The organism is Aeromicrobium sp. 50.2.37, assembly GCF_024655735.1.
Taxonomy (GTDB): domain Bacteria; phylum Actinomycetota; class Actinomycetes; order Propionibacteriales; family Nocardioidaceae; genus Aeromicrobium.
In genome coordinates, this window is sequence record NZ_JANLGG010000041.1 from 1 (window position 1) to 20,448 (window position 20,448).

Here is a 20,448-nt window from a genome sequence, read left to right on the forward strand (position 1 = left end):
CCGGTGCTGCCTTCGGCCGCGCTGTGCTGGTCGGTCCCGGGCCCGGCGCCCCCGCCGGTGCTGCCTTCGGCCGCCCCGGGCCCGGCACCCCCGCCGGGCATCGCGTCGGTCGAGGCGTCCTCCTCCTTCGGGACGAGCCACGTCAGGTCGCCCGCGTGCGTGTTCTGCGCCAGCACGTACGGGCGTGCGGCCGTGTACCGGACGATCGAGATCGAGGCGGGGTCCACCTGGATGCGCTGGAACAGGTCCAGGTGCATGCCCAGCGCGTCGGCCAGGAGCGCCTTGATGAGGTCGCCATGGCTCACGGCCGCCCACACGGCCGACGGCCCGTGCTCGGCCTCCACCTCGGCGTCGATGCGTCGCACGGCCTCCACGGCGCGGGCCTGCATGGCCGGCAGCGACTCGCCGCCGGGGAACACGGCGGCGGACGGGTGCGACTGCACGACCTTCCAGAGCGGCTCCGTGGCCAGGTCCTTCAGCGGCCGGCCCTGCCAGTCGCCGTAGTCGCACTCGCTGATGCCGTCCTCGACGGGCGTGGCCGGCGCCGAGGCCTGGCGCTCCAGGATCGCCGCGCTCGTCTCGCGGCACCGCTCCATGGGGCTGGAGACGACGGACGCGAGCGGGACGACGGCGAGTCGCTCGGCCGTGCGGGCCACCTGCTCGCGGCCCGTGTCGTCGAGGTGCACACCGGGCGTGCGGCCGGCGAGCACCCCCGAGGCGTTGGCGGTGGTGCGACCGTGCCGGACGAGGACGAGAGTGGCCATGCCTCGAGCGTAGGGGCGGGGGCGCGACCCGGCCCGACGGACCGGTCGTCGGACGGTGTTGCCGGACGGTGTCGTCGGTCGGGGGCGTTAATCGTTTGGCGGCCGGGCACGCCGACCTCTACCGTGGTCCTGCACGCTCACCCGGGCGTCGCACCGACCACCTCGCACCAGGACCCTCCATGACCACGTACCGCAGCAGCCACGGCTCGTTCGGCCCCTCGGCCGTCCGCGTGCTCGGTGCTGCCGTCGTGGTGAAGGCCATGCCGTCCATCCAGCGACCCGAGAACGACGAGCTGCTCCAGGAGCGACCCCCGACGTAGGTGCACCCGCACCCGTCACCGGGCCGCTCCACGAGTCGCAAGGACTCGCCGGGGCGGCCCTTCTGCATGTCCGGGCCACGTCGTCCCCGCACCCCGACCCATCCCATCCGTCGCACGACACCCGAGACCACCGAGGAGGTGGCAGCACATGACCACCCTGCACACGACGGGGCAGAACCGCAGGACACGGGCCAGGACCGTGCCGCTGCGCACCGAGTCCGCGGCGACGGCGGTCCTGACCACGCACGGCGTGGTGGCGGCCTTCGCGCACCCCACGCCCCGCCACGGGGTCACGGGGTGGGCGTGCGAGGACGAGGACCCCGACCTCTTCTTCCCGACCGACGACGCCCGGCTCGCCGCGGCGCAGGCGGTCTGCGCGCCGTGCGCGCTCAGGGACACCTGCCTGGGCCTCGGGACGGCGCGTGCCGAGAGCGGCGTGTGGGGTGGTGTCCTCCTCGCCGAGGGAACCCCCCTGGACGCGGTCCCCACCAGGGGAAGGCCCAGGAAGACGGCCGCGGCCTGACGACGTCTGCACCACGTCGTCGGGCCGCGGCCTGCCACCTCCCCGTACCTCAGCTGGACAGAGGGCCCGGTCGCGAGCCGGGACGTCGGACGTTCGAGTCGTCCCGGGGAGACCAGCACCACCAGCAGGACGTCAGCACCCCACCACCACCGCCGAAGGAGGCGAACCACCATGACCACCACGACGACCACCCCCGGAGCCGACGCCTCCGGGTTCCCGACGACGCTCCCCGGCGCCGTCGCCGACACCCTCATGTGGGCCGACCCGCAGGACGTCGAGCCCGCAGCGCTCGAGCAGCTGCGCACCATCTCCCGTCTGCCGTGGGTGCACGGGCTGCGCGTGATGCCCGACGTCCACCTCGGCAAGGGCGCCACGGTCGGCTCCGTCGTCGCGATGCGTGACGCGGTGTCGCCGGCGGCCGTCGGCGTCGACATCGGCTGCGGCATGACCGCCGTGCGCACCGACCTGACCACCGAGGACCTCCCCGAGGACCTCCGGTCGCTCCGCCACGCGATCGAGCGTGCGGTGCCGGTCGGGTTCCACGGGCACGACGTCGCCCCCGACGTCGACCGCCTGGGGCTCGGTGGTGCCACGGCGGCGTGGGACGGCTTCTGGGCCGGGTTCCGCGGGCTGCACGATGCCGTGCAGGACCGCGAGACCAAGGCCATGAAGCAGATGGGCACCCTCGGTGGCGGCAACCACTTCATCGAGGTGACGTCCGACGACACCGGACGCGTCTGGCTCATGCTGCACTCGGGCTCGCGCAACATCGGCAAGGAGCTCGCGGAGCGCCACATCGCGGCCGCGAAGGGTCTGGACCACAACCTGGACCTGCCCGACCGCGACCTCGCGGTGTTCCTCGCCGGGAGCCCGCAGATGGACGCGTACCTGCGCGACCTGTACTGGGCGCAGGACTACGCCGCCCGCAACCGCGCGGTCATGATGGCGCTCGTCCGCGAGGTCGTCTCGACCTGGTTCGGCCGCGCCGGCCGCGAGGTCGGGTACGACCGCGAGATCTCCTGCCACCACAACTACGTGGCGCAGGAGCGGTACGACGACGTGGACCTGGTCGTCACCCGCAAGGGAGCGATCCGGGCGGGCCGCGGCGACCTGGGGCTCATCCCCGGGTCGATGGGGACGGGGTCGTACGTGGTGCGGGGGCTCGGTGACGAGCGCAGCTACTGCTCGGCCTCGCACGGGGCGGGACGCACGATGTCGCGCACCCGGGCCCGCAAGACCTTCACCATCGACGACCTGGCCCGCCAGACGTCGGGGGTGGAGTGTCGCAAGGACGCAGGGGTGCTCGACGAGATCCCCGCGGCCTACAAGGACCTCGAGTCCGTCATCGCGGCGCAGACCGACCTCGTGTCGGTCGAGGCGCGGCTCACCACGCTGCTGTGCGTGAAGGGCTGAGCCACGCCGCCGGCGGACGCGAGCGCAGGGGGCCGGCCGGCATCGGACCGGTCGGCCCCGGGGTCACGGACCGAACCCGCCACGACGACCGACGTCACCAGGTGTCGACGGTGCGTCCCGATCCCACGAGGCGTCCGTCGCGCGCGGCCGCGTCGACCAGCCGCACCAGCAACCCCCGCGTCTCGGCGGGGTCGATCACGTCGTCCAGCTCGGCGTGCCGTGCGACGTTCAGGGCGCCGGAGTGGGCCTGCGCCAGCGCGGTCAGCTCGCGCACGGTGCGCTCACGCTCCGCCTCGTCCTCGATGGCCTCGAGCTCCTTGCGCATCGACAGCCGCACGGCTCCCTCGAGCCCCATGGCACCGAGGTGGGCGCCGGGCCAGGCCACGGTCATGAGCGGCTCGTGCAGTCCTCCGCCGAGCATGGCCTGCGCGCCGAGGCCGTAGGCCCGGCGCAGGACCACGCCGATCATCGGCACCTGCAGCGACGCCCCGGCCACCAGGAGCCGCGACGTGTGGCGCACCAGACCGGTGCGCTCGGCCTCGGGGCCGACCATCATCCCGGGGGTGTCGACGAACGAGACGACCGGGAACCCGTGCGCGTCGCACAGCTGGAGGAAGCGGGCCGCCTTGTCGCCGGCGTCGGCGGTGACGGCCCCGGCGACGTGCCGGGTGTCGTTGGCCAGGACGCCGACCGTGCGTCCCTCCAGGCGGGCCAGCGCCGTGCACAGCTCGGGGGCGAAGCCCGGCCGCAGCGGCAGGACGCTGTCGTCGTCGAAGATCGTCTCGAGGATCGGCGCCAGCTCGTAGGCACGTCGCTCGCCCTCGGGCACCGCGTCCCGCAGCGGGGTCTGGTCCGCGGCGGACCAGTCCTCGCGCGGGCCCAGGAAGTAGCCCAGCAGGTCGCGGGCGACCTCGGCGGCCTCGTCGTCGTCGGCCACGACGTCGACCACCCCGTTCGCCGTCATCACGTCGAGGGGGCCGACGTCGGCCGCGGCCACCTCGCCGAGGCCGCCGCCGGAGATCATCGCGGGACCGCCCATCCCCAACGAGGCGCGGGACGTGGCGACCACCAGGTCGGCACAGCCCGCGACCACGGCGTTGCCGGCGAAGCAGTTGTCGTCGACCACGGCGACGCGAGGGACCCGCCCCGACAACCTGGCCCACGCGGCGAAGGTGGTCACGTCGAGCGCGGAGACCAGCGGGATGTCGGTGTCGCCCGGTCGACCCCCGCCGCCCGAGGCGAAGAAGACCGTCGGCAGGCCGAGCCGGGCGACGACGTCGAGGAGCCGGTCTGTCTTGGCGTGGCCGCGCATCCCCTGGGTGCCGGCCATCACGAGGTAGTCGTAGGACAGCACGGCGCAGGACCGGCCGTCGACGGTCGCGAGACCGCCCACGATCCCGTCGGCGACGGTGCGGTCGAGCAGGTCGTCGTCGCTGCGGCGGTCGCTCTGCGCCGCCGTGACGAAGCGGCCGTACTCGACGAAGCTGCCGGGGTCGACGAGGGCGGCGACGTTCTCGCGGGCCGTGCGGCCGCCGCGCGCGTGCAGCCGCTCCACGGCCTCGGGTCGTGCCGCGTCCTCGGTGAGGGCGCGTCGGGCCAGCAGCTCCAGCAGCTCGGGTCGGATGTCCACGGCCCGATCCTGCCCCACCTCGGCTCAGCCGGCGTCGAGCCGCTCGCGCGCCGCGTCGTGCAGACGCACGATCTCGCGTCGCAGGTCCGCGCGCTCGACCGCGCGCTCGGTCCAGCGGATCCTCACCGGTACGGGCACGCCGTCGACCACCGCACTCCAGTCGCCGCCGTCGGCGTCGAGCCCGGTCATGGTCGCCGACGTCGCGCGCCGGACCGCGTGGCCCTGCACAATGGTGAGGCTGTCGTCGCGGTGGTCGGCGTTCATGTGCTCGAGCACCGCTGCCACGACCTCGGGTCCGAAGGCGGTCATGGGTGTCCTCCTGTCCTCGGCCCGGCAGCAGCCGCGACCCGGTCGTGGACGAGGCGCAGGGCGGAGGCGTCGGCCGTGTCCGTGCGGTCCTCGTGGGTCAGCCAGTCCATCAGGGGAGCGGAGCTGCGGGCCACCTCGGATCGCACGTCGGCCACCGCCGCCGCGACCAGTCGCCCGGTGGGCGCCGTCGGCGGTGCGGCCACGGTCTCCCGGACCCAGGTCTCCGCCTGCTCCAGCAGGTCGTCGTCCACCGCGGCACGTCGACGGGCCTCGAGGACGGCGAGCGCGTGGGGGAGGGCGCCGACCGCGTGCCCCGCCGCGCCGAGCTGGTCGACCATCGTGGCGAGGTGGCGCTCCATGAGCCACGTCGGCATCCCGCGGTGGGTCAGCATGTCGCTGAGCCAGGTCACCTGGTGCGCCGCGGTCTCGGGAGGCGCCTCCGTCAGGTGGGCGATCCAGCCGGAGTCCGAGACCGCGAACTGCGCACCGCGACGTCCGTAGCGGTCCCCGTAGTAGGGAACGGCCCCGTAGGACAGTGACGCGGCCCTGGTCGCGGTGCGGAGCACGTCGAGGTCGGTGGCGACGTGGTGGCCCCCCGTGGCGGGGTTGAGCACCGTCGCGTCCGCCTTCCAGTGGGGGCCGGGCCTGGAGAGCGCCAGGGCGACCGACTGCCGCAGCTGGAGCAGGAGTGCGCCGAGGTCGGAGTCGCGCGGCCCCGCCAGGCCGTCCGTCACGGCGTCGCGCAGCGTCTGCGTGTCGCGGGACCCGACGAGCAGGGACACCCGCTCGACGCCCACGACGCTCGCCACCACCGCGGGATCTGTGCTGCGTCCGTGCGCCGACCGGGCGCAGTGCTCGATCAGCAGGACGGCCGCATCGTGGTCGTGGCTCTCACGGTGCGCGTCCGGGTGCGCACCGGGCGAGGATGTGGTCACCGTCCCGATCGTGCCAAACCGGTCATCCGGCGTGGTCGTCGGGCGCTCGCGGCACCCGCAGAGGTGCCGCTGCCAGCGTCCGCATGACGTCGCGGGCGACCTGGCTGCCGGACCGACCCGACGGGGGACGCTCGCTGGTCCTCATCAGCACGAAGATCGCCATCCAGGTGGTGGCGCCCACGCCGAGGTCGTCCGGCGCGAGGCCGCGGCGGGCGGCCACCGACTCGCAGAGGAGCTGGTGCGCCTCGGTGAACCAGTCCATCAACCGACCGCGGACCCGCGGGTTGGCCTCGGCGACCTCGTTGAACCGGCCCAGGTGTGGGCTGGCGCGCTCGACGTGCTCGAGGAACGCGACGAGCGCGTGCCCGAGCGACAGCTCGGGATCCTCGTCGTCGGGACGGCCTCGGAGGGACTCGGCCATGAGGCCGGCGTCGCCCAGGAAGGCCGTCGCGAGGTCCTCCTTCTTCGGGAAGTACCGGTAGACGGTCGAGATGCCGACGTCGGCGGCGTGCGCGACGTCCTCCATCGTGGTGGCGTCGTACCCGCGGTCGAGGAACAGCGTCATGGCGGTCTCGGCGAGCAGCTGACGCGTCCGTGTGGCATTCGTCTCGCGCAGACCCATGGGGCGACGATACCGCGACCAGGGAGTCTGTGCGAAGATGAAAGTAACTTCCAGTCCCGGGTCTGCCGGGGGACGACCGGGCGACGGCCCGAGGACGAGGAGCATCGCGCATGGCCTGGCACCTGTACCGACTCGGACGGTGGAGCTTCCGGCGACGGTTCCGCGTGATCGGCGTGTGGGTCACGCTGCTCGCGCTCGGCGGCGTGGGGGCCCTCACGCTGTCGGGGCCGACGTCGAACTCCTTCGAGCTGCCCAACACCGAGTCCAGCCGTGCGTTCGAGCTGATCAAGGACCGCAGCCCCGACGCCTCGACCGACGGCGCGATCGCCCGGATCGTGGCGCAGGCTCCCTCGGGCGGATCGATGACCGACGCGGACGCCAAGCAGGCGTTCGCCTCCGCGCTCGAGGTCGCCCAGACCGACCACGTCGCCACGGTCGCCGAGCCCTATGCGTCGGGGACGGTCTCCCAGGACGGCCGTACCGCGTACGCGACGGTGACCTACGACCGCCAGGCCGGTGAGCTCACCGACGCCGACCGCGGCGCACTGCAGAAGGCCGCCGCGTCGCTGGAGGGCGACGGGTACTCGACCGTGGTGGGTGGCGACGCGACCGGCGTGACCACCAGCGGAGGGCACCTCGCCGAGGCGGTCGGCATCGTGATCGCGTTCGTCGTCCTGCTCATCACCTTCGGCTCGCTCGTCGCCGCCGGCATGCCGCTGCTCACCGCGATCGTCGGCGTGGGGATCGGTCTCCTGGGCGTGACGACGCTGTCCGGCTTCGTCGAGCTGTCCTCCGTCACCCCGGCGCTGGCCAGCATGCTCGGCCTGGCCGTCGGGATCGACTACGCGCTGTTCATCATGTCGCGGTTCAAGCACGAGGTGCAGACCGGTCGCAGCCACGAGGAGGCGGCCGCGGTCGCCACCGGGACCGCCGGCTCCGCGGTGGTCTTCGCCGGCCTCACGGTCGTGATCGCGCTGACCGGTCTGTCCCTCACCGGGATCTCCTTCCTCACGCAGATGGGCCTGGCGGCTGCCGTGACGGTGGCCCTCGCGGTGCTCATCGCCCTGACCCTCCTCCCGGCCCTGCTCTCGTTCGCGGGACGTCGGGTCACCTCCGGGCGGATCCCCGGCCTGAAGCAGCGCGACACCGAGAGCGACGGCGTCCGCACCAACGGCCGCCGCTGGGTCGAGCTCGTGACCCGCTTCCGCTGGCCGGCCCTCGTGCTCGGCCTCGCCGCGGCCGTCGTGCTCTCGGTGCCGGTCGCCTCGATGCAGCTGGCCCTGCCCGACGACGGCACGAAGCCGCGCAGCAGCGAGGCGCGCCAGGCCTACGACCGGATCTCCGAGAGCTTCGGTGCCGGCGCGAACGGGCCGCTCACGGTCGTCGTCGACACGCAGTGGGCGTCCGACCCGGCCAGCGCCGTCGACACGGCACTGGCGGCCGTCGGCTCGGTGGACAAGGACGTCGCCGCCGTGGTGCCGCCGCTCACGGACCCGAACGACCCCGAGGCCGTGGCGCGGTACCAGGGCATGCTGAAGCAGCTCAAGTTCGCCGTGATCACGGTGGTCCCCGAGAGCGGGCCCTCCGACCAGGCCACCAAGGACCTGGTGACCGACCTGCGCGAGAGGCTCTCCGACCTGGGCGACTCCGGTGCGAAGGCCTACGTGACGGGCCAGACCGCGGCCGGTGTCGACATCTCCGACACCCTCGCCGACGCGTTCCCCACCTACCTGCTGGTGGTGGTCGGTCTCGCGTTCCTGCTGCTGGTGCTGGTGTTCCGGTCCCTGCTCGTGCCGCTCAAGGCCACGGTGGGCTTCCTCGCATCGGTGGGCATCTCGCTCGGCGTGACCGTCGCGGTGTTCCAGTGGGGCTGGCTCCAGGGCCTGATCGGCCTGGACACCGAGGCGCCCGTCGTGTTCATCCTGCCGCTGCTGCTGACGGGCATCCTGTTCGGCCTGGCGATGGACTACGAGGTCTTCCTCGTCTCCCGGATGCGCGAGGAGTACGTGCACGGACGCGAGGCGCGCGAGGCGGTCGTGGTCGGCTTCCAGCACAGTGCTCGCGTGGTGACGGCGGCGGCCCTGATCATGATCGGCGTCTTCGCCGGCTTCGTCGGTGGGGCGGACCCGATCATCAAGACCATCGGCTTCGCGCTCGCCATCGGGGTCCTCGCGGACGCGTTCCTGGTGCGGATGCTGCTGGTGCCGGCCCTCATGTCGATCGTCGGTCGGCGGATGTGGTGGCTCCCGCGCTGGTTGGACCGCAGCCTGCCGAACCTCGACATCGAGGGGGAGGGCCTCACGGCTCGGCTGCGGGCCGAGCAGGAGCCGGCACGCGGCTGAGTCGTCGCGAGGAGGGCCGTCGCGAGGAGGGTTCGCCGCGGGTGGGCCCGCACTCAGGAACGACGCTGCAGGGCCTCGCCCATCGCCTCTACGAGGGCGGTGAGGCCCTGCAGGGGGCGCACCATGACGGTGAACTCCACGAGCCGCCCGTCCACGCCCCAGCGCATCAGGTCGATGCCGTGCACCTGCTTGCCGCCGACCACGGTGGTGAACTCCAGCATCGCGGAGTCCTCGCCGACGAGCTCGCGGTGGTAGGACAGGCCCGGGCCGAGGACGGCGAGCGCCGCGGTCAGGTAGGCGGTGGTGAGCGCCTTGCCCTCCTGGGGCGTGTGCACGGCGGGGGAGCGGAACACCACGTCGTCGGCGAGCAGGGCGTCGAGCCGGCCCAGGTCCTGGGTGCGAACGATGTCGTGCCAGGCCCGGACCGGGGCGGGACGGGGATCGGTCATGGTTCCTCCTGTGGTCGAGGTGCCGTTGTGGTCTGCCTCACCCCGGCATGACGAGGGTCGGGAGCCGCGCTAGGCTGAGGCCAGGCTATGCAATGAGTTGCATAGTACGCGAGACGATCGCCCGATCGACCCTCGCTCCGGACGAAACGAGGAGACCCGCCGTGGCCCTGCCCGAGATCCTGCGCCGACCCCTGGCCCTTCCTGTCGTGGCCTCCCCGATGTTCATCGTGTCGGGCCCGGAGATGGTGGTCGCCCAGTGCACCTCCGGCGTGATCGGCTCGTTCCCCGCGCTCAACGCGCGCCCGACGTCGCTGCTGACCGACTGGCTCAGCCAGATCAACGAGCAGAACGACGCGTTCGCGGCCGCGCACCCCGACCGACCGGTCGCTCCGTTCGCCGTGAACCAGATCGTGCACCGGTCCAACGACCGGCTCGACCACGACCTGCAGCTGTGCGTGGACCACCAGGTGCCGATCGTCATCACCTCGCTCGGCGCTCGTGAGGACGTCAACGAGGCGATCCACTCCTACGGCGGGATCGTGCTGCACGACGTCATCAACGACCGCTTCGCGCACAAGGCGATCGAGAAGGGGGCCGACGGCCTCATCGCGGTGGCCGCGGGAGCCGGTGGTCACGCCGGGACGCAGTCGCCCTTCGCCCTCGTGCGCGAGATCCGGCAGTGGTTCGACGGACCGGTGCTGCTGTCCGGCGCGATCGCCCACGGACGCTCGATCCTGGCGGCCCAGGTCGCCGGCGCCGACCTCGCCTACGTGGGCAGCGCGTTCCTGTCCACCGACGAGGCGAACGCGGCCCAGGAGTACAAGGACATGATCGTGGGGTCCTCGGCGGCCGACATCGTCTACAGCAACCTCTTCACCGGGGTGCACGGCAACTACCTGCGCGGGAGCATCGTCGCCGCGGGACTCGACCCCGACGCGCTCCCGGAGTCCGACCCGTCGGCGATGGACTTCGGGACCGGGGGCGACGACAGCCAGCCCAAGGCCAAGGCGTGGCGCGACATCTGGGGCTCGGGCCAGGGCATCGGTGCCATCGGTCGGCGGCAGTCGGTGTCCGCGCTCGTGGAGCAGCTGCGGGCCGAGTACGACGAGGCGCTGGCGGCCCCGGTGTGGGACGGCCGGCGCGAGCTCAGCCTCACGCCTGCCTGATCCGGCTCGACCCGGCACCCGACCCGCCCTCAGTCGGTGGTGGGCGGTCGCCAGCACACCGCGAGCATCGCGGCGCTGCCGGCGATCCCCACGCCGAGGACGGCCAGCCCGATCGGCCAGCCGTCGGCGGCGGTGCCGATGGCGTGGTCGACCGACCATCGGCCCGGCCCGAGCGTGGCGAGCGCCGTGAGCGCCACGGCGACGACCAGCACGTACTCGTACCCCTCCTTGATGATGAAGAAGCCGTTCCGGCGGTGCACCGTGACGAATGCCGTCGTCATGATCCCGACGCCGGCGGCCGCCGCGAAGGGGGTGGCCAGGCCGACGAGCAGGGCGAGCCCGACGGCGATCTCCAGGTAGCTCGACACGGCGGCCTGCAGGCGCGGCGGACGCAGGCCGATGCTGTCGAACCAGCCGGCGGTGCCGTCCAGCCCGCCGGGGCCGAAGCCGTGGTTCCAGCCGTGCGCGACGAAGACGACGCCGAGCGTGGCACGGAGCAGGGCGGAGGCGACGTCGAGGTCCATGGCCCCGATGATGCCTCCCGCGGGACTCGCCCGGTGAGCCAGGGAGGTCAGCCGGCCAGGCCGGCAGCGACGGGCGCGGTGCCGCGCCCGTCCAGGACCTCGGGCTGGGCGTGGTCGAGCCGGCGAGACCGGGGATCGACGAGCCTCACGATGCCGCGACCACGGATGGCGTCCGCCACGTTGTCGGACTCGATCGCGACCACGTGGCCGTGGCCCGTCGTGCTGCCGAGCGCGCGCAGGCCGGGTCGCTCGAGTGCGCCGATCGCCTCGACGACGGCGCGCAGGGCGGCGGCGTCCCGGACGAGGTGGAAGGTGACGGTGGCGGTGAGGGCGTCCGCGCTCGACATGGTCGTGTGCTCCTGGGGCTGATCGGGGAAGGACTCCCAAAGTAGGACAGAACTTGTTCACGCGCATGTCGAGATGAACAAGTTCAGGACCTGTGGGTGGTGTGGCGTCGTCGACCCGATGGACCCGGGCGGGAGGCGCCCTTGGGAGACTGGGGGTGTGGACGAGGCCGAGCCGGACTGGGAGCCCCATGCACGGGTGGTGGTGCCGTGGCGCCAACGGGTCGAGCGGGGGCCACGGGCGGACCGCGTCCTGCGCGAGATTGAGGTGCGCGAGCCGCCGCGGATCGCCCGGGCGGACTACGACGCGGACCGGCCGCTCGCCTCGTCGATGGCCAACGCCCTGGCGGGCCTGCGCCAGCTCGACGGGAGCCACGGGCGTCGCCTGAGGGCGCTCAACCGGCTGCTGCTGCGCACCGAGTCGGTCGCGTCCTCCAAGATCGAGAACATCGAGGCCAGCCTGGCCGACTACGGCAAGGCCGTGCTCGGTGCACGCTCCAGCGCCTCCGCCGTGTCGATGGCGGCTGCCACCGACGCCCTCACCGGCATCATCACGCAGGCCGAGGTGAGTGGCGTGCTGGGGCAGCGGTCGATGCGGGACGCCCACGCGGTCCTGTTCCGGCGCAGCATCGACCAGCAGCACAACGCCGGTCGGTTCCGCACGGTGCAGAACTGGATCGGTGGGAGCGACTACACGCCGCGCAACGCGCTCTACGTGCCTCCACCCCCTGCTCTCGTGCCGGAGCTGCTGGACGACCTGTTCGCCTTCGCCAACCGTGACGACGTCCCCGTGCTCGTGCAGGCCGCCGTCGCGCACGCCCAGTTCGAGTCGATCCACCCGTTCGTGGACGGCAACGGCCGCATCGGTCGCACCCTGATCCACGCGGTGCTGCGCCGCCGGCGCGTCACGACCCACCTCACCGTGCCGATCGCGTCGGCTCTCGTCGCCCACCGCGAGAAGTACTTTGACGCCCTCGGCGACTACCGCGAGGGGCGGGCGCGACCGATCATCGCGATGCTCACCGGTGCCGTGATCGTGGCGACCCACGAGAGTCGGCGCACGGCGACCGCGCTCCACGAGATCCGCCAGGACTGGGACCAGCGGCTCGGTCCGGTGCGCCGCGGCTCGCCCGTGCACCGGATCCTCGTCTCGTTGCCGGAGTTCCCGACGGTCACGGTGACCGAGCTGGCCGAGCGGCTGGACCTCGACCTCGAGGAGACCACCGCCGCCGTGGACGTGCTGCGTGCCGCCGACGTCCTGGTGCCTGCGGGCAGAGGGGTGTCGGACCGCGTCTCGGGCCGCGGGGCGGACCGGGTGTGGTCGGCGCGGGACATCCTCGACGAGCTCACCGACCTCAACGACCGGATCGTGGCCGTCAGCCGCCTGCGCGACCGCTGAGCCTCCGGTCGCGTGCGGCGCGCGGAGCGGTCAGGATGGACGGACGGGTGCCGCCCGGCCTCGACGGCCGGGTCCGTGGCGCATCCGGACGCACGACCCGACGACGGAGGTACGCATGAGCGAGCACCAGCCAGGCCGTGAGGTCGACGCCGACGACCCCGGAGTACCGAACGACCCGCCCGGTCCCGACGTCCCGGAGCCCTCGGGCGGATCGCTGGCGCCGGACGTGCCGACGGCGCCCCAGGTCGAGCAGCCCGACGGCGTGGCGGACGTGGAGGGGGCCGACCCTCCGCGTGACGAGCAGGAGCCGGAGACCGACGACACGCAGAGCCCGCCGGGGGCCGGTGACGACGAGCCGCCCGCCGAGGCGGAGATGCCGGCCTGACGGTCGCGGCGGCGGGCGTCCCGTCAGCCGGTGTCGCCGGCACCGGGGCGTCGGCGTGAGCGCTTGACGTCGCCGCGGCGCTTCTTCGCCTCGATGCGGCGTTGCTGCGAGCCGCGGGTCGGCCGCGTGGCGCGGCGGGGCCGCGGAGGCACGATCGCGGCGGCCACCACCTGCTCCAGCCGTACGCGAGCAGCCTCGCGGTTGCGGTGCTGCGAGCGGTACTGCGACGAGGCGATCGTCAGCGTTCCGTCGACGAGGCGCGTGCGCAGCCGCTCGAGCGCCTGGGCGCGCTGGGTGGCCGAGAGCGCCGGGCTGGAGGCGAGGTCCCAGCTGACCTCGACGCGGGTGTCGCTGGTGTTGACGTGCTGACCACCGGGTCCCGACGAACGGCTGAACCTCCAGCTCAGCTCGTCGTCGGGAACCCGGAACCGGTCGTGACGGCCTGGGGCGTGCTCAGGCATCGTCGTCGGCGAGGACACGGTAGAGCGCCTTGCGGGCGTCGTCGACGACCGCGATCGTCCTCTGGTGCTGTGCGGCGTCGCCCGTGCGGACGACCTGCTGCCACGCGGCCATGAAGCTGCCGAGCGACTCGCGCAGCTCGCGCGCCGCCTGCGGGCGTCCTCCTCGGACCTCCCAGGGAGTGCCGAGCCGTGCGCGGTGCTCCTCGACGTGGGCTCGTCCGGTCTCGGTCAGGCTCGCGGTCTTGCGACCGTCGACCTTCTCGATCTCGACGAGACCCTCGTCCTCCAGCTGCTGGAGCACCGGGTAGATGGAACCGGGGCTGGGCGTCCAGCTCCCGTCGCTCCTGGTGCCGATCTCGGTGATGAGGTCGTAGCCGTGACGCGGCTGCTCGTCCAGGAGCAGCAGCACGGCGGCGCGGACGTCGCCGCCCCGCTGACGTCGGCCACGGCGTCCGGGACCGTCCGTGAACGGGTCGGCACCGAAGGGTGGCGGGCCGCCCAGGCTCCAGTCGGGTCCGGGCCCGCGGCGTCCCCGACGTCGATCCCGCGGATCCTCGCGGCGGCGGTCGGGGCTGTGGTGGTGATCGTGGCTCCTCATGGGTTGCCTCCTCGCTCGATCGATCGACGCCGGATCACGGGCCGATCGGTTGGTGATAGGTCAACGATATATCGGTGACGTATCGACGTCAACCGTCGTGCATCCACCGGGACCCGGGCACGGCACGATCCGTCACGGCGGGGGCATGACGACGGGTCCGGGCCCGGAGGCTCGGCGACGGCGCGACGGCAGGGGGTGGGTCAGCCGCCCGCGACGTACGAGCTCAGCTGGTCGCGCTCGAACTCCAGCTGTTCCATCCGGTGCTTCACGGCGTCGCCGATGCTCAGGACGCCCGCCAGTCGGTCGTCGACCACCACCGGCACGTGGCGCACGCGATGCTCGGTCATGGTGGCCATGAGGGAGCCGAACGAGTCCTCGGGCGAGCACACCAGCACGTCGGTGGTCATGATCGACGCCACGGTCGCCGATCGTGCGTCGGACACGTGGCGCAGCTTGCGCACCACGTCGCGCTCGGAGACGATCCCCACCATCGTGGAGCCGTCCTCGCTCACCACCAAGGCGCCGACGTCGTGCGTCGCGAACGCCTCGAGCAGGTCCGAGACCGTGGCCTCGGGCGCGATCGTGTGGACGGTGGCGCTGCCCTTGGAGGACAGGACGTCGCTGACTCGCATGGTGCCTCCTGGAGACTCCACCCCAGTGTAACGCGGGTCACAGTCCTGGCCGCCACCTCGACGGCGTGCGCCGGGACCGCGCCGCAGAAGGGCGGCCGGGCCTGCGCAACGAAAGGCCTCGACCGGGCCGGGTGGGTGGGAGGTAGGCCTCGCACCGAACAACCGCCTCATACGGTGCGTCACCTACCTCTGGCGTCTTCATTCGGTGCGTCACCTACCTCTGACGCCCCAGCACCAGCCCGCAGCACCGGGGCTCGGCCGAGCATGGACCCGCCTGTCGGTCGAGGCCCTTTCGGAGACCGAGCCCAGACCCAGCCGAGGAGGCGCAGCCGCAGGCGAAGACCCACCAAGCGAACGCAGCCGCAGGACGAGACCCATCCGCAGCGGAGAACCGCCCAGGGTCAGGGCGCGTCCGGCGAGCCCCAGGGACGCGAGAAGTCCAGGCGGCGCACGGTACCGGCACCGCTGCCGCCGGTGTCCTCGGCGTCGTCGTCCTCGGCGGGGTCGAGCTCGGCGTTGTCGGCGTCGGGGAAGTGGCCGAGGTAGGCCATGGCGGCGTCGTGCAGGCGGCCGTTCGTCGAGATCGCGTTCGCGCCCCACGGGCCATCGGAGCCGTCCAGCGACGTGAACCGCCCACCGGCCTCCCGCACGATGACGTCGAGGGCGGCCATGTCCCACAGCTTCAGCTCGGGCTCGGCCGCGATGTCGACGGCACCCTCCGCGACCAGCATGTGCGACCAGAAGTCGCCGTAGCCGCGGGTCCGCCAGCACCGGCGCGCGAGCGCCCAGAACGCCTCACCCTTGCCGATGTCCTCCCACGAGGGCGCCGAGCTGAACGACAGCGACGCCGACGACAGGTCGGAGACCTGCGAGCAGCGGATCTCGCGGGCGTGCATGAACGACTTGCCGGTGTAGGCGCCGGCGCCCTTCGAGGCCCACCAGCGTCGGCCCAGTGCCGGCGCCGAGACGAGACCCACCACGATCTCGCCGTCCTCCTCCAGGGCGATGAGGGTGGCCCACACCGGGACCCCGCGCACGAAGTTCGACGTGCCGTCGATCGGGTCGATGATCCACCGGCGCTCCTGGGACCCGGTCGAGCCCAGCTGCTCGCCCTGCTCCTCGCCGAGCACCACGTCACGGGTGCGCGAGGACTTCAGCATGCGACGGATGGTCTCCTCGACCGCCTGGTCGGACTCGGTCACGTAGCTCATGTCCGGCTTCGTCGACACCTCGAGGTCGATCGCGCCGAACCGGTCCATCGACAGGTTGTCGGCGGAGTCGGCCAGCACGTGCGCCAGCCGCACGTCGTCGTTCCAGGAGTGCGTCATGGTCGCAGGGTAACGGCGCGGTTCGTCGGGGTGGGGGAGGCAGGGGGTGCTGCCGCACGTCGCGCCCGCGCGCGGCGAGGTGTCGTGCGGGCGTGCGGCACGTACGGTGGCCCGATGGACCCCTCGACGTCCCGGGCCGCGTCGCCCGGTCCCGCCGGCCTCGCCGTCTCCGTCGTCCTGCTGCTCCTGTGGCCGCTCGGACCGTGGCTCGGCTTCTTCGGCTTCGTCACCGGACTGAGCCTGTTCGGGGAGACACCGAGCTCTGAGGAGCAGAGCCAGGGAGCGTTGCTCATGCTGGCCGGTGCGGCGATCTCGTGGGGCTTCCCCGCCCTGGTCCTGGCGCTCTCCGGTGGACGCCGATGGTTGCGTCGCGTCGCCGTGCTGGAGCTCGTGGCCGCCACCGTCGGGGTCGTCCTCGCGCTCTGGCTGGGCAGCTTCTGAGCCTGGTTCACCAGGGCGTGGTGTCCTTCGCCGCGACGATGCGGCGAAAGGACTCGACCCGCGCCGTGGGCAGCGTCCCGGCGGCCACCGCCAGGTCGAGGGCGCACTCGGGCTCCGTGGCCGCGTGCGTGCAGCCGCGGGGACAGTCGCGGGTCGCGTCGTCGAGGTCGGGGAACGCGCGCAGCACGTCGTCGACCTGCACGTGCGCGAGACCGAAGGAGCGGAAGCCGGGGGTGTCGATGATCCAGCCGCCGTCGCCGTCGCCGGTGGGCTCCAGCTCGATGGCCAGCGCCGACGTCGACGTGTGACGGCCGCGGCCGGTGACCTCGTTGACGTGGCTGGTGATGCGGCCGGTCCCGGGGACGAGGGCGTTGACCAGGGTCGACTTGCCCACCCCGCTGTGACCGATGAACACGCTCACGCGGCCGGCCAGGGCCTCGCGCAGCTCGTCGAGGCTCTCCATGCCGTCGCCCCGCTCGTCGTCGCCCGGGCCCGTGCCGCTGCGCCGCGTGACGACCGTGCGGACGTCGAGGGGGTCCAGGAGCGCCAGCATCTCGTCGGGCGACCCGAGGTCGGACTTGGTGAGGCAGACGAGCGGCTCCATGCCGGCCTCGAACGCCGCCACCAGGCAGCGGTCGATGAGGCCGGGACGCGGGGTCGGGTCCGCCAGCGCCGTGACCACCACGAGCTGGTCGGCGTTGGCCACCACGACCCGCTCGATGGGGTCGTCGTCGTCGGCGGTGCGGCGCAGCACGGTGCGGCGGGGCAGCACCTCGACGATGCGGGCCAGCGTCCCGTCGGCGCCGCTCACGTCGCCGACGACCTTGACCTCGTCGCCGACCACCACGCCCTGGCGCCCGATCGGCCGTGACTTCATGGCGGTGACCAGACCGGTGGTCGGCGGGAGGTCGGGGTCGAGCAGGCGCAGCGTGAAGCGGCCACGATCGATCGTGACCACGCGGGCCAGGGGGGCGTCGTCGTAGTTGGGTCGGTCCTTGGTCCGAGGGCGCGTGCGGCGACGCGGTCGTTCGAACGCGGCGTGCTCGTCGTCCTGCCTCACGCGACCAGGCGCTCCCACACCGGCGCGAAGTTGGGGTAGGTCTTCACGGTCGTCGAGACGTTCTCCACGAACAGCTCCGGGACCTTGAGGGCCAGGACCACGGCGGCGTGCGCCATGCGGTGGTCGTCGTAGGTCTCGAAGATCTCGCCGTGGAGGGGGCGCGGACGGATCTCGAGCCCGTCGTCGGTCTCCGTCACGTCGCCGCCGAGCCGGTTGAGCTCCGTGGCCAGCGCGGCGAGCCGGTCCGTCTCGTGCCCGCGCAGGTGCGCGACCCCGCGCAGTCGCGACGGGCCGTCGGCGAGGGCGGCGAGCGCCGCCACCACGGGGGTGAGCTCGCCGACGTCGTGCAGGTCGAGGTCGACCCCCCGGATCGAGGGACCACCGCGGAAGACCATGTCGGCGCCGTCGCGCTCGGCCGTGCCGCCGAAGGCCACGACCAGCTCGCGCCACGCGTCGCCGGCCTGCTGGGTGTGCTCGGGCCAGCCGCGGACCCGCATGGAGCCGCCGGTGGCGACCGCCGCCGCCACGAAGACCCCGGCGTTCGAGAGGTCGGGCTCGATCTCGACGTCGAGCGCACGCACCGGGCCGGGGCTCACGACCCATCGGTCGGGGGAGGAGTCGTCGATCTCGACACCGCGTCGGCGCAGCTCGGTGACGGTCATCTCCACGTGGGGGAGCGAGGGCAGGGCCGCGCCCCGGTGCCGCAGGTCGAGCCCCTGGCTGAAGACGGGCGCGGCCAGCAGCAGGGCGGAGACGAACTGGCTCGAGGCCGACGCGTCGACCACGAGGGGCCCACCGGCCACGGCGCCGGTGCCGTGGACGACGAAGGGCAGCGAGCCGCGGTCGCCGTCGTCCACCCGGACGCCCAGGTCGCGCAACGTGGCGATGGTCTGGCCCATCGGACGGCGCCGCGCGTGCGGGTCACCGTCGAACGTGACCTCGGACGAGCCGAGGGCCGCGATCGGCGGGACGAACCGCATGACCGTCCCGGCCAGGCCGCAGTCGACGGCCGTCGCACCGGTGCGGGTGCGGTCGATCGGCGTGACGTGCCACGTCATGCCGTCCTTCTCGATCTCGGCGCCGAGGGCACCGAGGGCCGTCGCCATCAGCTGCGTGTCGCGCGACCCGAGTGGACGGGTGATCACCGAGGGCCCGTCGGCCAGCGCGGCCAGCACGAGCGCGCGGTTGGTGAGGGACTTGGAGCCGGGGACGAGCACCTGCGCGTCGACAGGACTCTCGCGAGTGGGGGCGAGCCAGGGCAGCGGGGCGTTCATCACGCCCCACTGTAGTGAACCGGCGTGCTGGACCGGACGTCTCGGGCAGGACGTCTCGCGCTCAGGGGCGCAGGTCGTCGATGCGCTCGACGACGACACCCTTCGCGTCGACGACCCGGTTCTTGGCCCGGGTCCCGATGAACTTCTTGTGCGGGTCGGGGTCGAGCGTGCTCATGAGCAGTCCGCCGATGAGCGACAGGTTCTTCAGGAAGTGCACCGTCTGGTTCTGGCGGGACCCCGGGTCCGACTCGTTCCAGAAGGGGTGCCCCACGGCCGTGGTGGGTGCCAGGGTGGCGGCCAGCACGAACGCCGACAACCGGGGGAAGCGTCCCGTGGCCAGCGCGGTGCCCGCGACCACGTGGACGGCGCCGTTGACCCGCACCAGGTTCGTGGGTGACGTCGCGAGCTGCGGCGCGGCCTTGCCGAGCGCGTCGGCCACGGGCTCGGCCTTCGGGCCCATGGCGGGGGCGTTGCGCAGCGCGTTGACACCTCCGTACACGAACATCGACGCGAGCAGGGGACGGGCGATGGTGCGCAGGACGGTCATGGGCCCATCATGCCAACGTCGGCGAGTTCCACAACGTCAGAGCATGAGCCGGTTCGAGCGCGTGGCCGCGGCGTCGGACCGATCGATCAGATCGGCAGGAGCCATCCCTTCGACCGGAAGGACGTCGTGTCGTTCTCGGAGCGGGGATCGTCGGGCGCGGCGATCGTGACGGTCGCGGCGGGACGGGTGCCGATCACCTTGAGGGGGAACGAGCCACCCTGTCCGGCGGGCAGCGTGGCGCTGCACCGGAGCGAGCGCAGCGGCTGGTTGCGCGTGGCGTCGCAGACCCAGCCGTCGCCGGGGATCCCGCGGAACTTCACGGTCCGGTCGAACGACACCGTCATGGTCACGGTGCGCGCCACCGGGTTGCTGCCACCGTCGGCGGCGATCGGGACGACCACGCGGCGCTGCAGGAGCGTGGAGTCGTTCGTGATCGTGGCGTCGCCGAGGGCGAAGTCGGTGGGCGTGACCGGCGGCGGGGTGGGCGTGACGACCGGCTGCGCGGGGGCGGACGGGTCGGGGGCGGCGGAGGTGTCCTCGGGGGCCGGGGTCGGTGCGGGGGGTGTCGTCTCGACCGGCGTCTCCGCGGTGGGGTCCGTGGTGGGTGTGGGCTCCGCGGTGGGCTCCGTGGCGGCGGTGGGCGTCGGCTCGACGGTGGGTGCCGCGGACGACTCCGGCACCAGGGGGCTCGACGGGCCCGGGGAGGCGACCACCGCGGGCGGCGCCGAGGTGAGCAGGTCGGTCCCGCCGACGACCACGCCGGTCGTCAGGGCCCCGGTGACCACGGTCGTCGCGACCACCGCGGGCGTCCCGGCGCTGACGGCCGTCGCGGCTGCGGCCTGGGCCGGCACGAGCGCCACCCGGGCGACCTGCGAGACGATCGCCGACGTCAGCATCGTCGCCCCGGCATAGCCGCTCGCGGCGGCGAACCCACCGCCGGCCGCGGTGGTGCCGACGGCGAGCGACCCCCCGGCCGCCGTGC

23 protein-coding genes, 1 tRNA gene and 1 pseudogene are annotated in these 20,448 nt (G+C 73.1%); 9 read left to right on the forward strand and 16 right to left on the reverse strand.

Features of this window, described 5'->3' with window-relative positions; all coding sequences use genetic code 11:
* A partial coding sequence (locus tag NUV38_RS16120) for a histidine phosphatase family protein (protein WP_257730090.1) occupies nt 1-764 on the reverse strand: 764 nt, incomplete at its 3' end.
* Between the two features lie 179 nt (nt 765-943).
* Here NUV38_RS16120 and NUV38_RS16125 point away from each other — a divergent pair.
* From NUV38_RS16125 to NUV38_RS16140, 4 genes are all read left to right on the forward strand, one after another.
* Nucleotides 944-1,084, forward strand: a complete 141-nt coding sequence (locus NUV38_RS16125) for a hypothetical protein (protein WP_257730091.1) — start codon at nt 944-946, stop codon at nt 1,082-1,084.
* Nucleotides 1,085-1,232: 148 nt separating this feature from the next.
* Entirely contained in the window at nt 1,233-1,607 is a 375-nt protein-coding gene (locus NUV38_RS16130; protein ID WP_257730092.1) for a WhiB family transcriptional regulator, read from the forward strand.
* Between the two features lie 38 nt (nt 1,608-1,645).
* Nucleotides 1,646-1,722, forward strand: a tRNA-Arg gene (locus NUV38_RS16135).
* Nucleotides 1,723-1,778: 56 nt separating this feature from the next.
* Nucleotides 1,779-3,020: an RtcB family protein gene (locus NUV38_RS16140; protein ID WP_257730093.1), complete on the forward strand. Its 1,242-nt coding sequence runs from the start codon at nt 1,779-1,781 to the stop codon at nt 3,018-3,020.
* 94 nt (nt 3,021-3,114) lie between these two features.
* Here the strand turns inward: NUV38_RS16140 and NUV38_RS16145 are convergent, their stop codons facing one another.
* The 4 genes from NUV38_RS16145 to NUV38_RS16160 are packed head-to-tail and all read right to left on the reverse strand — an operon-like array spanning nt 3,115 to nt 6,516.
* Complete coding sequence (locus NUV38_RS16145; protein ID WP_257730095.1) at nt 3,115-4,650, reverse strand: acyl-CoA carboxylase subunit beta; 1,536 nt, start codon at nt 4,648-4,650, stop codon at nt 3,115-3,117.
* Nucleotides 4,651-4,674: 24 nt separating this feature from the next.
* Nucleotides 4,675-4,959, reverse strand: a complete 285-nt coding sequence (locus tag NUV38_RS16150; protein WP_257730096.1) for a DUF2470 domain-containing protein — start codon at nt 4,957-4,959, stop codon at nt 4,675-4,677.
* The gene (locus NUV38_RS16155) at nt 4,956-5,894 is read right to left on the reverse strand and encodes a hypothetical protein (RefSeq protein ID WP_257730097.1); all 939 of its coding nucleotides are present in this window, start codon (nt 5,892-5,894) and stop codon (nt 4,956-4,958) included. Before NUV38_RS16155 ends, NUV38_RS16150 begins: the two co-directional genes overlap by 4 nt.
* Nucleotides 5,895-5,916: 22 nt before the next feature.
* Nucleotides 5,917-6,516 (reverse strand): TetR/AcrR family transcriptional regulator, encoded by a 600-nt coding sequence (locus tag NUV38_RS16160; RefSeq protein WP_257730098.1) that lies wholly within the window; start codon nt 6,514-6,516, stop codon nt 5,917-5,919.
* Nucleotides 6,517-6,626: 110 nt separating this feature from the next.
* Here NUV38_RS16160 and NUV38_RS16165 point away from each other — a divergent pair, with 110 nt between their 5' ends.
* Nucleotides 6,627-8,858, forward strand: a complete 2,232-nt coding sequence (locus tag NUV38_RS16165; RefSeq protein ID WP_257730099.1) for an MMPL family transporter — start codon at nt 6,627-6,629, stop codon at nt 8,856-8,858.
* Between the two features lie 53 nt (nt 8,859-8,911).
* On the opposite strand, the gene NUV38_RS16170 is transcribed toward NUV38_RS16165, so the two are convergent.
* Nucleotides 8,912-9,307: a nuclear transport factor 2 family protein gene (locus tag NUV38_RS16170; RefSeq protein WP_257730100.1), complete on the reverse strand. Its 396-nt coding sequence runs from the start codon at nt 9,305-9,307 to the stop codon at nt 8,912-8,914.
* Nucleotides 9,308-9,468: 161 nt separating this feature from the next.
* Here NUV38_RS16170 and NUV38_RS16175 point away from each other — a divergent pair, with 161 nt between their 5' ends.
* Complete coding sequence (locus tag NUV38_RS16175) at nt 9,469-10,473, forward strand: nitronate monooxygenase family protein (RefSeq protein ID WP_257730101.1); 1,005 nt, start codon at nt 9,469-9,471, stop codon at nt 10,471-10,473.
* Nucleotides 10,474-10,502: 29 nt separating this feature from the next.
* On the opposite strand, the gene NUV38_RS16180 is transcribed toward NUV38_RS16175, so the two are convergent.
* Nucleotides 10,503-10,997, reverse strand: a complete 495-nt coding sequence (locus NUV38_RS16180; protein ID WP_257730102.1) for a DoxX family protein — start codon at nt 10,995-10,997, stop codon at nt 10,503-10,505.
* A 47-nt stretch (nt 10,998-11,044) separates the two neighbouring features.
* Nucleotides 11,045-11,344: a hypothetical protein gene (locus NUV38_RS16185; RefSeq protein WP_257730103.1), complete on the reverse strand. Its 300-nt coding sequence runs from the start codon at nt 11,342-11,344 to the stop codon at nt 11,045-11,047.
* Nucleotides 11,345-11,501: 157 nt separating this feature from the next.
* Between NUV38_RS16185 and NUV38_RS16190 the strand changes: the two genes are divergently transcribed.
* Complete coding sequence (locus tag NUV38_RS16190) at nt 11,502-12,740, forward strand: Fic family protein (protein WP_308219707.1); 1,239 nt, start codon at nt 11,502-11,504, stop codon at nt 12,738-12,740.
* Nucleotides 12,741-12,855: 115 nt separating this feature from the next.
* Entirely contained in the window at nt 12,856-13,125 is a 270-nt protein-coding gene (locus NUV38_RS16195; protein ID WP_257730105.1) for a hypothetical protein, read from the forward strand.
* A 23-nt stretch (nt 13,126-13,148) separates the two neighbouring features.
* On the opposite strand, the gene arfB is transcribed toward NUV38_RS16195, so the two are convergent.
* The 4 genes from arfB to NUV38_RS16215 form a co-directional block, all read right to left on the reverse strand.
* Nucleotides 13,149-13,586: an alternative ribosome rescue aminoacyl-tRNA hydrolase ArfB gene (gene arfB, locus NUV38_RS16200; RefSeq protein ID WP_257730106.1), complete on the reverse strand. Its 438-nt coding sequence runs from the start codon at nt 13,584-13,586 to the stop codon at nt 13,149-13,151.
* Complete coding sequence (locus NUV38_RS16205) at nt 13,579-14,184, reverse strand: PadR family transcriptional regulator (RefSeq protein WP_257730107.1); 606 nt, start codon at nt 14,182-14,184, stop codon at nt 13,579-13,581. Before NUV38_RS16205 ends, arfB begins: the two co-directional genes overlap by 8 nt.
* 200 nt (nt 14,185-14,384) lie before the next feature.
* Nucleotides 14,385-14,816 carry a CBS domain-containing protein gene (locus NUV38_RS16210; protein WP_257730108.1) on the reverse strand — a complete coding sequence of 144 codons (432 nt, stop codon included), beginning with the start codon at nt 14,814-14,816 and terminating at the stop codon, nt 14,385-14,387.
* A gap of 401 nt (nt 14,817-15,217) precedes the next feature.
* The gene (locus NUV38_RS16215; protein ID WP_257730109.1) at nt 15,218-16,144 is read right to left on the reverse strand and encodes an inositol monophosphatase family protein; all 927 of its coding nucleotides are present in this window, start codon (nt 16,142-16,144) and stop codon (nt 15,218-15,220) included.
* A 114-nt stretch (nt 16,145-16,258) separates the two neighbouring features.
* Between NUV38_RS16215 and NUV38_RS16220 the strand changes: the two genes are divergently transcribed.
* Complete coding sequence (locus NUV38_RS16220; protein ID WP_257730110.1) at nt 16,259-16,585, forward strand: hypothetical protein; 327 nt, start codon at nt 16,259-16,261, stop codon at nt 16,583-16,585.
* A gap of 7 nt (nt 16,586-16,592) precedes the next feature.
* Here NUV38_RS16220 and rsgA read toward each other — a convergent pair whose 3' ends face one another.
* The 4 genes and pseudogenes from rsgA to NUV38_RS17125 form a co-directional block, all read right to left on the reverse strand.
* The gene (gene rsgA / locus NUV38_RS16225) at nt 16,593-17,645 is read right to left on the reverse strand and encodes a ribosome small subunit-dependent GTPase A (RefSeq protein WP_257730111.1); all 1,053 of its coding nucleotides are present in this window, start codon (nt 17,643-17,645) and stop codon (nt 16,593-16,595) included.
* The gene (gene aroA, locus NUV38_RS16230; RefSeq protein ID WP_257730112.1) at nt 17,642-18,919 is read right to left on the reverse strand and encodes a 3-phosphoshikimate 1-carboxyvinyltransferase; all 1,278 of its coding nucleotides are present in this window, start codon (nt 18,917-18,919) and stop codon (nt 17,642-17,644) included. The genes rsgA and aroA overlap by 4 nt, the downstream gene beginning before the upstream one ends.
* Nucleotides 18,920-18,980: 61 nt before the next feature.
* Entirely contained in the window at nt 18,981-19,466 is a 486-nt protein-coding gene (locus NUV38_RS16235; protein WP_257730113.1) for a DoxX family protein, read from the reverse strand.
* Nucleotides 19,467-19,552: 86 nt separating this feature from the next.
* Nucleotides 19,553-20,448: pseudogene (locus NUV38_RS17125) on the reverse strand (hypothetical protein); the annotation flags it as partial.

Excerpts from the sequence above, each read along its gene's own strand:
- NUV38_RS16125 (WP_257730091.1), top strand. The coding sequence starts at position 944 with ATGACCACGTACCGCAGCAGCCACGGCTCGTTCGGCCCCTCGGCCGTC.
- NUV38_RS16130 (WP_257730092.1), top strand. The coding sequence starts at position 1,233 with ATGACCACCCTGCACACGACGGGGCAGAACCGCAGGACACGGGCCAGG.
- NUV38_RS16140 (WP_257730093.1), top strand. The coding sequence starts at position 1,779 with ATGACCACCACGACGACCACCCCCGGAGCCGACGCCTCCGGGTTCCCG.
- NUV38_RS16150 (WP_257730096.1), bottom strand. The coding sequence starts at position 4,959 with ATGACCGCCTTCGGACCCGAGGTCGTGGCAGCGGTGCTCGAGCACATG.
- NUV38_RS16160 (WP_257730098.1), bottom strand. The coding sequence starts at position 6,516 with ATGGGTCTGCGCGAGACGAATGCCACACGGACGCGTCAGCTGCTCGCC.
- NUV38_RS16165 (WP_257730099.1), top strand. The coding sequence starts at position 6,627 with ATGGCCTGGCACCTGTACCGACTCGGACGGTGGAGCTTCCGGCGACGG.
- NUV38_RS16170 (WP_257730100.1), bottom strand. The coding sequence starts at position 9,307 with ATGACCGATCCCCGTCCCGCCCCGGTCCGGGCCTGGCACGACATCGTT.
- NUV38_RS16180 (WP_257730102.1), bottom strand. The coding sequence starts at position 10,997 with ATGGACCTCGACGTCGCCTCCGCCCTGCTCCGTGCCACGCTCGGCGTC.
- NUV38_RS16185 (WP_257730103.1), bottom strand. The coding sequence starts at position 11,344 with ATGTCGAGCGCGGACGCCCTCACCGCCACCGTCACCTTCCACCTCGTC.
- NUV38_RS16195 (WP_257730105.1), top strand. The coding sequence starts at position 12,856 with ATGAGCGAGCACCAGCCAGGCCGTGAGGTCGACGCCGACGACCCCGGA.
- arfB (WP_257730106.1), bottom strand. The coding sequence starts at position 13,586 with ATGCCTGAGCACGCCCCAGGCCGTCACGACCGGTTCCGGGTTCCCGAC.
- NUV38_RS16205 (WP_257730107.1), bottom strand. The coding sequence starts at position 14,184 with ATGAGGAGCCACGATCACCACCACAGCCCCGACCGCCGCCGCGAGGAT.
- NUV38_RS16210 (WP_257730108.1), bottom strand. The coding sequence starts at position 14,816 with ATGCGAGTCAGCGACGTCCTGTCCTCCAAGGGCAGCGCCACCGTCCAC.
- NUV38_RS16215 (WP_257730109.1), bottom strand. The coding sequence starts at position 16,144 with ATGACGCACTCCTGGAACGACGACGTGCGGCTGGCGCACGTGCTGGCC.
- NUV38_RS16220 (WP_257730110.1), top strand. The coding sequence starts at position 16,259 with ATGGACCCCTCGACGTCCCGGGCCGCGTCGCCCGGTCCCGCCGGCCTC.
- aroA (WP_257730112.1), bottom strand. The coding sequence starts at position 18,919 with ATGAACGCCCCGCTGCCCTGGCTCGCCCCCACTCGCGAGAGTCCTGTC.
- NUV38_RS16235 (WP_257730113.1), bottom strand. The coding sequence starts at position 19,466 with ATGACCGTCCTGCGCACCATCGCCCGTCCCCTGCTCGCGTCGATGTTC.